Source organism: Bradyrhizobium sp. Gha (assembly GCF_900113735.1).
Lineage (GTDB): Bacteria > Pseudomonadota > Alphaproteobacteria > Rhizobiales > Xanthobacteraceae > Bradyrhizobium.
This window is the reverse complement of record NZ_FOQM01000074.1, coordinates 1-12,208: the sequence shown is the minus strand read 5'-3', so window position 1 is coordinate 12,208 and position 12,208 is coordinate 1. Positions and strand designations below refer to the sequence as shown.

General features: G+C 56.6%; 5 protein-coding genes and 1 pseudogene. 3 read left to right on the top strand and 3 right to left on the bottom strand.

What is annotated here, in order from left to right:
• A pseudogene (locus BM222_RS39215) lies at positions 1–735 on the bottom strand (transposase); the annotation flags it as partial.
• 611 nt (positions 736–1,346) lie between these two features.
• Between BM222_RS39215 and BM222_RS39210 the strand changes: the two are divergent.
• The 3 genes from BM222_RS39210 to BM222_RS39200 all read left to right on the top strand — a co-directional run bounded on the left by BM222_RS39210 (position 1,347) and on the right by BM222_RS39200 (position 10,491).
• The gene (locus BM222_RS39210; protein WP_244547432.1) at positions 1,347–7,808 is read left to right on the top strand and encodes a non-ribosomal peptide synthetase; all 6,462 of its coding nucleotides are present in this window, start codon (positions 1,347–1,349) and stop codon (positions 7,806–7,808) included.
• A gap of 3 nt (positions 7,809–7,811) precedes the next feature.
• Complete coding sequence (locus BM222_RS39205; protein ID WP_092239943.1) at positions 7,812–9,266, top strand: MATE family efflux transporter; 1,455 nt, start codon at positions 7,812–7,814, stop codon at positions 9,264–9,266.
• An 889-nt stretch (positions 9,267–10,155) separates the two neighbouring features.
• The gene (locus BM222_RS39200; RefSeq protein WP_143106206.1) at positions 10,156–10,491 is read left to right on the top strand and encodes a hypothetical protein; all 336 of its coding nucleotides are present in this window, start codon (positions 10,156–10,158) and stop codon (positions 10,489–10,491) included.
• Positions 10,492–10,973: 482 nt separating this feature from the next.
• On the opposite strand, the gene BM222_RS41660 is transcribed toward BM222_RS39200, so the two are convergent.
• A complete protein-coding gene (locus BM222_RS41660) occupies positions 10,974–11,123 on the bottom strand; it encodes a hypothetical protein (protein ID WP_177243749.1) in 150 nt (49 codons plus the stop codon).
• Between the two features lie 55 nt (positions 11,124–11,178).
• Positions 11,179–12,118, bottom strand: a protein-coding gene (locus tag BM222_RS39195) for an IS630 family transposase (RefSeq protein ID WP_210188520.1) whose coding sequence is annotated in 2 segments (ribosomal slippage) — positions 11,179–11,773 and positions 11,772–12,118 — 942 coding nt in all. Because the reading frame shifts where the segments join, the coding sequence is not laid out codon by codon here.
• Positions 12,119–12,208: the final 90 nt, after the last annotated feature.

Below are 12,208 nucleotides of genomic sequence, written 5' to 3'. Positions count from 1 at the left end.
CGCGGAAAGTGAGCCGCGGCTCCAGGGCGGGCGAGAAGCGGAAGAAGATATCGATAATCGTGAGCACCCGGAGCTTGCCACCATTTGCCAGCTGGTCATGAACAAAGTCCATCGCCCAGGTCTCGTTGGCGCGCGTCGCTGGCCTGCGGTCATCGCGCAGCTTGGCCTTGACCCTCCGCTTCGGCGATTTATTGCGCAATTGTAGGCCCAATCCGCGATAGATGCGACGGGTCTTGTTCTGCCCATGACGCCATCCCTCGCGGCGGAGCAGGACGTGGACGCGGCGATAGCCGTAGCGAACGCGAACATGGCAGATCTCCTTGATCCGAGCTCGAGGGCGGACTGGCCGGAGCGACGAGATTTGTAGTGGTAGCTCGAGCGATCGAACTCGAGGGCCTCACAAGCCTTGCGGATCGAGACCTGTCACTCACCACAAATCTCATCGACGAGCTTGCGCTTCCGACAGGCTTCATAGCTTTCGGCGGATCACGTCCTGAACATCTCCTTGTCGAGCGACAGATCGGCTACCAGCTTCTTTAGCTTGCCGTTCTCCTCCTCGAGCTGCTTCAGCCGGCGCATCTCGGTCGGCAGCAGACCGTCATACTTCTTCTTCCAATTGAAGTAGGTCGCCTGGCTGATCCCGGCCTTGCGGCAGATCTCGGCCACCGCAACCCCGTCGCTGCCCTGCTTGAGAATGAACGCCTTCTGGGCGTCCGAAAATTTCGAGGCCTTCATCGTCGTCGCTCCTCCCAGTCGAGGGATTTACGCAGCGCCAACTCTAGCCAAAAATGGTCCAGTTTGCCGGCCTCAGATCACGCCCGGGGCGCTTGGTTTACCGGTGCCAGTACTTGGATGACCTCAAGGTCGTCTTTGGGACTGCTGCTGCGAGCTTCGATGACTCGTTGTAATGTTGAGGCGCCGCCGGGGCCCTTTGCGGCGATCACCGGCTTGAACACCATCGGTCTGGCGGTGTTACGAAAAAAGTCTTTCGTCCGTACACGCTGTATCGCCGGGATGGCAAACACGCTCTCGATAGGATGATGCTGTCGGCTCAGGGGCCGCGAAATCGGACCATACCGCTAATCGCAAGCTCTAACGAGCATGTAGGGGCGTTGATTGCGGGTACCATGCAGACGATGGCAGGTTCTCTACCAGAGTAGGTAGGTGCCAAAGTGGATGCGCCGTCCTAGCGTCCTCCTGTTCCTATGCCGATCATCGAGCCAGAAGCGAACACCGAGAAGGTCATACGGACAAAACCTTACGACGTGCGGAATCAGGGTTGCTGCGCATGCACACCTTGATGACGAGCTTCGGCGTTCCGATTTGGGCCCCGAAGAAGGCGACGAATGGCGGGGCGCGTGAATACGGAAAATCAAGCGGCCAAGAAGCAGTCTATGGAACGTCAACCTGTTGACGTGATCACGGCGATCAATCGGCTTGCAGGTTTGGATCCGGAGAGAGTTGCGCTGAGGCACGGCGCAGACAAACTCACATATGAGGCGCTACGATCAAGATCCGATATCCTCGCCACGACCTTACGAGAGCAGGGTGCTCGCGGCGAAGTTGTCGGCTATTGGGGGGAGCGGGACCTCGACTGGGCGACAGCGGTCATCGCAATTCTGAAGGCTGGATCAACGTATTTGCCGCTTGATCCATCGCTGCCGGCGTCCCGCACATCCTTCATGATAGAGCAGAGCCGCTGTGCTTTGTTGATGGGCCGAGACCGTCCCGATTCGCTTAGTCTGTTCCAGGAGAGCAGCAAACCAGCTCTTCAATTCGTGGCTATAGAAGCGGCGCTGGCCGGGGTGCGGACCCCGTCTATTATGCCATCGCCGAACGTGGATGGACTTGCCTATATTCTGTTTACGTCGGGTTCGACGGGGCAGCCTAAGGGCGCAATGATCGAACGTGCCGGCTTAAACAATCATTTGTCGGCGAAAATCGATGCCCTAGGTCTCACTCGGGCGGATTGCGTCGCGCAAACGGCGTCGCACTGCTTTGACATCTCGCTTTGGCAGCTTCTTTCTGGGCTTTGCGTCGGAGCCTCTACATCAATCATTGATGATGCGACACTCAGATCCCCGTCATCTTTTCTCCAAGCCATACAAAGATCCGGCGTTACGACAGTCCAGCTCGTTCCGTCGATGCTGGCAGTATTTGTTGAATATCTGCAATCGCTTGCGGCGACAGAGCGAGCCATAGACGGCTTGCGGATTATTTCTACGGTCGGAGAACCTCTAACGCCCGGATTGGCGCGTGCGTGGCTTGCCCTGTATCCCCGCGTTTCCATCCTCAACCATTACGGGCCGACCGAGTGCGCCGACGGCGTGACGCATCATCTGGTTTCCGTGCCTCCTGCGCTGGATGAGCCCTATGTGCCGATCGGAAGGCCAATTCAAAACGTTGAGGTTTATGTCGCGGACGGACCACGACTGTGCGATGTAGCAGAAGTCGGCGAAATCTGTGTTAGCGGCGTCGGTGTCGCTGCCGGTTACGTCAATGACGATGTCCGCACCAAGGATGCGTTTGGGCTAAACCCATTCTCAAACGACCCGTCCTTCCGGCGGCTATATCGGACAGGTGATCTTGGGCGCCTCCGTTCCGATGGCCTTTTGGAATGTCTCGGTCGACGGGATCGTCAGGTCAAAATTCGTGGGCACAGAATCGAGCTGGGAGAGATCGAAGCTCGTTTGTCCGCTCATCCCCTGGTGCATGGCGCCGTCGCAGTCGCCTCTGTCTGCGCTGGTGTAAAGCGTACGGCGCGAGATATAGCTGGAGCAGACGCGCAAGCCGAATCGCCGCGGCTGGTTGCGTATGTGTCGGCTTCAGCTGAACTGGCGGAAAGCGACCTTCAGAATTTTCTTGCTGAGGCGCTCCCCAGTTACATGCTACCGGAAAGAATCGTCCACGTCGGCGGTATTCCCCTGACCAGGAACGGAAAGGTCGACTTTTCAGCGTTGCCCGATCCGGGGAGTGTACGGCCGGTATTGTCAACGCCCTACGAGGAGCCGCAATCAGATCTCGAAGTCCGGTTGCGTCAAATCTGGTCCGGCATTTTGCGTATCGAGAACATAGGTGTGAATGACCAATTCATAAGCCTTGGCGGAGACTCGCTCCGCGCAATGCTCATATTGGGACAGTTGCAGACCTCGCTCGGAGTGAGAGCGGATTTCAGACTGGTGCTGAATGGGACGATTCGATCTCTTGCCGCTTCGATCGAGGCTCGCGCCGAGCCCAATCCATGCACAGCCTTGGAATACCGAAAGCTTGACCGATCACCCCTGACACGACTTCAGGAGCACCTTTGGTTTCTGGCGCAGCTCGATCCATCTGCCCGGAACTACATCATTCAAGGCGGGCTCCGGATTAAGGGAAGCATCGATTTAGCTCGGTTCAATCGCGCCTGGACCGAAGTCATTCATTCTCACCAGGCACTTTCGGCGCGCTTTATCGACGAAGACGGTCCGGTTCAATGTTTTGATGCCCCGCCATGCGCCAATCTTGAATTGATCGATGCGTCTCATCTCACCTCCTCCGCGGCTGAGGAGCTCATCGCACAGTCTCGGCGAACGGAGCTGAAAGACAATTTCGATCTCGCACACGGCCGCTTGTTTCGTGCGCGCATGGTCCGGTTTGGTCCCGAAAATCATCTTATATTGATCACAGCTCACGAAATCATCCTCGATGCCTGGTCGATTTCTGTTCTGCTCAGAGATCTTCAGCAAAGATATTTAGATGCCGCGGCGCCTTGGCCAGAGAACCGTGCGTCACTCTCGGGCTATGCTGCGTGGGAAAAACAACGCATTTCTCCTGAGGCGCTAGAGAAGCAACGCCAGTATTGGCGTCGTCAGATTGGTGATGATCCGCCGGTGCTTTCGCTAGGAAGGGCGCGCCCGCAAACAGAGTCATACCGCGGCGCCTCGCATCCAGTTCTGCTCGGCAGCGATCTCTCCAGTCGGGTTAGAGAATTCGCACGCAAAAATAGCTGCACCACGTCGACAACCCTGCTGGCGTGCTTCCAGTTGCTATTACGAATGTATAGCGGCCAGGATGATATTGTGGTCGGCATGCCCCACGCTGTACGGGATCAACCTGGCAGCGCAGACATCATCGGCTTTTTCCTGAATATGCTGCCGATCCGTGCCGCGATCAATGCCGGTGAATCTTTTGCTGATCATGCCAGGCGCGTCCAGGGCGTGGTCAGCGATGCCATCGGAAATTCGGCCTATCCGTTCGGATGGATGGTCAGGGATGCCAGGGTATGTCGCGAACCGGGTCGATCACCGATCTTCCAGGTCATGTTCAACATGTACTCCGAAGCCGCCGAACCAGTCGGTCGGGACGAGCTGGCTCTGACGTTCCGCGAATATGACACCGGCTATGTCAAGTTCGATTTAACACTGTACGCGCAAGATCATGGCAATGAAATTGCGCTCCAGCTCGCGTACGCGGAAGATATCATCTCAAGTGATCTGGCTGTTCGCATGGCCAACAATCTGCGGGGTCTGATTGCGACCTGTATCGATAAAGCGCTTGCGCCGATCCAAGAACTGAGCTGCCTAAGCGCCTCAGACCTCACCATACTGAATTCGCTGGAAGGGTCGATTCAGCCATATCCGTCCGAATGTCTGCTTGTTGAATCGTTCGAGCAGATCAGCGCTTCTAACGACGGCAAGCTAGCATTTTTGGGCGAGTTCGGGAAGGTCACGTTTGGCCAGCTGCGTAAGCGCGTGGTAGCCATCCGCTCGTTACTGCGGGATATGAAGGTCGGGGCCGGCGATCTGGTCGGCATGCTTATTGACCGGTCGCCGGACGTTGCCGCCGTCATGCTTGCGGCGCGAGGCTTGCATGCTGTTGTTGTGCCGATAGCGCCGGATTATCCGCGTGATCGCATCCAACATATCCTGCGAGATAGTCAGGCAAAGCTCCTGGTTCACCCGATGGCCACGGAGCCTGATTTTGACATACCTTCGATTTCTCTATCCACCTTAGAAAGCTACAGCAGGACCACGAATAGTGTCGCGCCTAGCAACAGACCGTTAGACCACCAAATTGCGAACCTCATATACACATCCTCCTCCACCGGTCGGGCCAAGGGGGTTCTGATACCCGAAGCGGCCATTCTCAACCGGCTCTACTGGATGTGGCGGTGTTTTGCCTTCGATGGCACCGACGTCATGGTTGTCCAGAAATCCGCCTGCCTTGTCGCGTCCGCCTGGGAGTATTTTGGTGGGCTGCTGCGAGGTGTGACCACGCTGATCCTCACCCAAGAGCAGGTGCTAGATCCGGATCTGTTGTTGTGCAGTTTGGCGAAACATCGCGTGACTCGCCTTTTTGCCTCTCCGCCACTTCTGTCCGGTCTCATCGCGGCCCAGGAACGGCAGCCGCAAAGGACCGCCTTGAGATTGGTCACAAGCAGCGCCGAACCGATGCCTTCCTCGCTGCCCGCTCGCTGGCGCAGCTCGTTTCCGGGCGTGCCGTTGTGGAACTTCTACGGTTCGACGGAATGTGCGTCCAACGCAGCCGTGCACGAAACATCGGATGCTGATGACAACTCGACGTTTGTCCCCGTGGGGCGACCAATCGACAACGTCAAACTCTACGTGCTCGATTCACGATTGAAGAGAGTGCCTGTTGGAGTCCCTGGCGAACTCTGCATCGCTGGCCGCTGTCTAAGTGCTGGGTACTGGCAGGATCAGGATCGGACTGACCGCTGTTTCGTGCCCAATCCCTATGATGCCGGACAATACAACGTGCTTTATCGAAGTGGAGACATCGCACGCATCTCAACAAGCGGCCTTCTTGAGATTTGCGGCCGATCGGACAACCAGATCAAGGTGAGAGGCTTCCGCATTGAGCCGGAGGAGGTCGAACTTGCCCTTGAAGCTCATCCGGCAATCGAACAGGCCGCGGTCTTAGCAGAAGGTGTCGATGGCGACCGGCGCTTGACGGCGTGCGTGGTACCCGCTCTCGACAGTCTAAGCTCTGGAGAGATTCTCGCCCACCTGCGCGACAGGCTGCCATCTGCCATGGTTCCCGCAGCCTTCAGGTTGGTTGACAGTGTTCCCCTGACCACGAGCGGAAAGATAGACCGTGCTCGCCTATCCTCCGTCCCTTACCGCGAGATGGAAACCAGTCCATCTGCAGAGCCCCGCACGAGGAACGAGCGAGTTCTTGCTCAGATCTGGGAGGATCTATTAGGCGCCAAGGGGGTGGGAATCGACAGCAGTTTCTTTGATATCGGCGGCGATTCTCTTCTGAGCGTGCGTTGCGTGACGCTGGCGTGCAAAGCTGGGCTGAATCTCACCGTCAACCAACTTTATCGAACGCCGACCATCAGGGAGTTGGCGGCCGCGGAAGCGGGGGCGGCATCCCCCAACGTCGCTTCGGCGAACGGATTACTCCCTGTCGCCCCCATCATATCGTTTTGGAATTCTCTTCTCGGTTTTGACGAGCATTTTAACATCGGCGATCTGTTCTTCTTGCGCGGCGGGATCCTGAATATCAAGATCCTGAACCGTGCTCTCGCCCATGTCATCGAGAAGCACGAAGCCCTCAGGCTGCGCGTTGCTCGAACCCAAGATGGCCTACGGTTGAGGATTGGGCCTTGTCCGACCGAGCGCATCGTGGAGGAGATCGATCTCGTTCGGATGTCCGGCCCAGACCAGCGCAGGACAATCGAGATCGTCTCTGCAAATCGTCAACACGTGTTCAGGTTTGACGGTCACACGCCTCTTGTTCACGTCGCGGCCTTCCGTACTTCGGAAGGCGGCGACTACTACCTGCTGGTGCTGATGCATCATTTCGTAGCGGATGGAATGGGCTATCGGCTATTCCTGGAAGCACTGGAGGGCGCATACAACGCTCTTGCTGCAGGCCATGATGTGAATGGCCCTGAGACCGTACAACGGCTTTCTTCCTGGTTGAAGCGCCTCGAGCATTACGCGGATAGCGAAGCACCAGACGAACTCAAGTACTGGGAGGATATCGACTACGATCAATTCAATCTGCGCGTCGGAGAGGCCTCGTCTTACGGCACAAGGGTTGCCGAAGGAACCGCGAGGGAGCTTCACGATGCAAGTCTTGGCGTTGGCCGGGAGGATGCGAACGGCCGTTCACTTCCGGTAGATCAGGCCAAGTATCATCTTGAGATCGAGGCGGAAGCGACAGCGGGTCTCCTCAGTATTGGAGCCAGATCAGCGCATTGTCAGGACTTTGATGTGTTTCTTGCTGCCCTGTCCGGTGCGTGTGGAGCCCTGTTCGGCAACTATTCGCTCTGGATTGATAGCCTAACCTCGACTCGAGGTCGGCTGTTTGACGATTTCGATTCATCCCAGATCATTGGCCTTATCAGCGAGCTCGCTCCGCTTCCATTGAAGGTCACCGGAAGAGAGTCGCGTTCCGACCGCGCTCGTCTAATATACCGGCAGCGCAATGCCCTGCCGCGTGGGGGAATAGGCTTTCGGGCCCTGAAATTCCTAAACCGAGATCCAGCCTTGCGGTGCCGGCTCGATCGCCTGCCACTTCCCAAAATTGGCGTGAATTATCGCGCGGGTTTGCAGCGTCATTTCGCGCGCCGTTTTCTAGACACCGACCCTTGTCCGCTTTGCATCGGCGAGCACATGCATCAAGCAGCCGCGATCCACCTCTTCTGGTTCGAGGTCGGATATCAATCCGGTCGTCTACAGATCGACACCACGTATGATCCGACCATGGTCGATTATGAGGCGACCCGCCAACTTTGCACGGTCTTGCAACAGGAGCTGATGCAGACGATCAATGAATTCGTAGAGCTCAAGACGGCGTGAAGCATGGATAAGCGCAATGCGGAGCTCGTCGTCGAAGGCAATCGCGATGCGATGCCGAAGAAAAGCCGGCACATCGATCTTTCGGACCAGAATCTCCCAAGTCTTCTCCTGCAGCTCGCCATTCCATCTGTCATCGGCTTGTCGATCAACGCATTACAGCAGCTCCTTAACGCGATCTTTGTTGGCTCACTCGGCGCGCAGGCGATTGCAGCCGTCAGCATGACGATGCCGCTCATTGTCGTGCTCGCGGCCGTGGGCGAGGGGATCGGTGTGGGTACTGCCTCCGTGATATCTCGTCATCTTGGTGCTGGTAATGCGTTGGAGGCTAGCCGAGGTGCGAGTACGGCGCTCGCGCTCGCCGCTCCCATTGGGGTGGTTATGACCATCGCCCTGCTTGTAACCCTACGAGGCATCTTCGTCGTGCTTGGGGCAAGTCCAACCATCCTGCCCATCGCGCTCGACTACACCACGATCCTCTTGCCGGGGTCTACTTTGATGCTCGTAAATATCGTCAGCGGCTTCATCGCAAGAGCTGAAGGCAACACAAGATTCAGTATGTGGACGATGCTGACCGCTTTCATATTGAACGCCCTGCTCGATCCTGTTTTTATATTCTTACTTGGCCTGGGTGTGCGAGGCGCGGCACTAGCAACGCTGCTATCGCAGATCGCCGCCATAAGCCTCTACATCGCCTATTTTACCAAGCGGCTCGGCACTGTGCTCGTCAGCATATCTCAGGTCTCGTTACGAGTAGATCGCATCAGGCAGCTCGCGCTCATTGGGGCGCCGGCGACGACAACAAGTATCTTAGCCGCTCTTGCCGGTATGTTCTTGTACGGAGCTGCTGCGCGTTTCGGTGACGATTTCATCGCGGCGGTGGGAATTGCTGTAAGACTCTTGACAATCGGCGCGCTGCCTATCACCGGATTCTGTATCGGCTCTCAGGCTGTCCTGGGGTTCGGTTGGGGGGCGCGCGACTTTGCTCGTGTAATGAAGGTTGCGAAGTTTATGATCTCTATCACTGTTGCGCTTTCCGTTGCGTATTCGGTAGCCGTTATCGTTTTTGCCCGGCCGTTGGTCAGGTTGTTCAGCGATAGCGATGATGTCGCAGAAATTGCCGTCGTGAGCTGCATCGTCTTCCACCTGTTTTTTGGATTTTACGGTGTTCAGAGTTTCGTGACGACCATGCTTCAGTCGCTGGGGAGAGCACGCCTTAGCGCGGTGGTCTCTTTCGCCAGGCAGGGGTATCTATTCATACCGGCGCTACTTCTATTCCCTCTCATATCAGGCTTCAGTGGAGTGTTGGCCAGCCAAGCCATCGCTGAGCTGGGAGCCGGAGTGATCGCGCTGTTCGTCATTTTGCGCCTGTTCGCTGAGCTCAGACGAGATGAAGCGGCACATTCAACCAATAACCGAGAGGGTTCCCTGACTTGGTTAAGGCATCATCGCGACAATTGATGCATTCCTCGCGGGCAGCCAGCCGTCATCCGTTCCGAGCTGGTTGCCGAAGTCGTTGCCCTCGTAGGCGGCACCGAGTTGGCTAGCTAGGATGTGGCTGACACAGCCTATCAGAGTGATCCCCGACCTGCTATGTGCTGTCGCCAGCATCATCAAGGAACGTCCGCCGACGTTTCTCCATCCCCTTGCACCTTCCTAGGCGCATTTTGAACCGATTGGTGGCCCTTCTCGCGATCGCCGGCAAATGAGAAATTCAGCTTCCATAGAACCTGTCAGTGATTTGTCGGACACCAACCTTGTCTTCGGGCTAAGCCATGCTTGGACGATGATGACCAGGAACGAATGCTACAATGAATCCGCGCTCGCGGCGTAACTATCGCGCCGGCCGCGGACCAAAATGCGTATCGCCCAAGACAAGGATGTGGTGCACTTATTCGCGATGGGAGGCGTTTCGATCAGCCTCGACAAAGCCAGGGTGGTGCGCTTAGGCCGTCCCGACGGTTGGCCCATCGCGACATCTTCTGCCGCACGAACATGGTGGCATGCCATAGTGCCAGTATTTTGTTCGAAGTCTTGGTCCCGTAAAGCGCATCAATATATCGACCGCCACTCGCTAGTTTAGATTGAGTTATGTGTAAAGTGCTAGCTAGACGTGAAATTCTATCTTCATCCAGATTTCCAGTTTCCAAGTTGACTTGCGCTGCAATTTCTGCCGCCTCGATGGGGTGCAATATGATTGAAACTGCCGCCGATCCGGCGTTATCCGAACACGTGCGGCTCTGGCTGTCAGTACTGCTCGGCCCTGCAGTAACTGCTCTAGGCTTTACGTTGATTTACAAGCAGCTCCAGATTTCCGCGCGACAAGCGGAGGCCGCCTCAAAACAACTATTTGCTCTCAGCAGAAGAAGCCAAGCGCGCGACTGTGCAGGCCACTGAGCAACAAAATTGGAAGAAGCCCGAATTTCTAGCTAATCAGGTCAAGGACTTCTTCAGTGACGAATGCATTGACCGGACGACATACATGCTCGACTGGCATATCAGAAAGCTAATCATCGCAGATGACGATGAGGAGGAAGTGCTTACACTACATGATGATGCAGCGCACGCAGAGGCGCAAAATCGGCCGAGCCTACGCGATCGTTTCCTGAATGAAGAGCGAGCGTCGTCATCGCGCGAGCTCTTCGAACGCACGACGAAGAAGTCTTTACAGCGCATGAAGCTGTAGTTCGAGATAATTCGATTGGCTTTTTTTAGGCTCGGACAGTTTCAGCACATGATTCAATCCGGCTTATTTACTTACCAGGAAGTCGATACTCACTTGAGCTACGTGCTGGATCTAATCTGAAGGCGGTCGGGATTATGTCTCGTCAGAAGTAACGGTCGCCATCGGTAGCTATGTGCGCGAATACGACTTTCCGGTAACAAAGGTGCTCATGGACTGTCGGATCGACTTTCGCAAAGGAGAGACAGCAAAGGATCAGACTGCCAATCGTAAGTTGGATTGCTGCTTGAGTTGGTTCAAGTTGCGCTCGGGGTCGGAAATAGTGACCCTGCCGCCATCCGCGCGTTAGGGGGCCGGTGATACTGCTCTGGAAAATGCCGCAGTTCACCAGACCGGTAGCGAGGTCGCCAGCAAATGCCTATACCTCGTGCGGTGACCGTGACCGCCAACGGAACGGGAATGGCGCGTTCACGCTGCCAGATAACTCACGTTTCGACGATCAGATCCGCGGTTTCAGTGATGCTCGGCAGGTAGTCGAGCAGCGATGGCTCGTTCACGACACTTACAGCAAGATGCAGCTGATGGGCGATGAACCTGCGAACAACTCCTTCGTGCTTCGCGGCTATGTCCGTCACTGGCTGGGATGTCCACCGATTTAGGGGAGGCCCAGAGCTCTAAAGCGTGATGGCATTAGGTTTGATATCCTGAATTTCTGAGGTAGTTGGCGCACTCCTCGGCTGAGAAGGCATCGAGTGCGTGGCCGATTGCGGCGCAGACGGCGTCGACGGTTCGCGCGGCAGCTTTGCGGAGCAGATGTTTGAGCTTGGCAAAGACCTGTTCGATCGGGTTCAGGTCGGGGGAGTATTTTGGCAGGAAGAAGAGTTTGGCGCCGACCGAACGGATGAGCAGGCGAACTGCTTTGCTCCTGTGACTGCCGAGGTTATCCAATACGACGATATCGCCAGGTCGAAGGACGGGCAGGAGAACCTTCTCGACGTAGACCCGAAAGCTCACGCCATCGATCGGCCCCTCGATGAACCATGGCGCATCGATCCGGTCGTGGCGCAGTGCCGCCAGGAAGGTCATGGTCTTCCAACGCCCGTGAGGAACCTTGGCGTGAAGTCTGTGCCCACGCGGTGCCCATCCGCGCAAGGGCGCCATATCGGTCCTGGTCCAGGTCTCGTCGATGAAGACCAATCGTTCAGCTTCGATGCGACCTTGATACTTTGCCCACTGGGCTCGCCGCCGCGCCACCTCGGGACGATCGCGTTCGCCAGCCGCCACGCTTTTTTTTGAAGCTGAGCTTCTCGGCATGCACGAAATCCCACACCGAGTGGTAGTCGACCTTCAGGCCACGCCCGGCGAGCTGGGCAACGAGCCCGCGTATGGTGAAATCGCCGTCTTTGATCCGTTGCGACAGCCAGACCGCATGCTCGCCGGAGATTGCCTTTGGCTTGTAGCCACCGATCTGGCTGGGCTCAACGCTGCCGGTCTCATCGACCCGCTTCATCCAGCCAATCGCCGTGCTGATTGCCACCCCAAACTGTTTGGCAGCCCGATTACGGGACATCCCGCCCTCAATCGCGGCTACCACACGCTTGCGAAGATCCAGAGAATAAGGTTTGCCCATTCATGCTGACCTCCTATCCAGCCAGCATGGTGAATCAGAAACGCGCTGATTTGGGAATCCCAAATCGATTCAGACTAACCCCATCCCGCT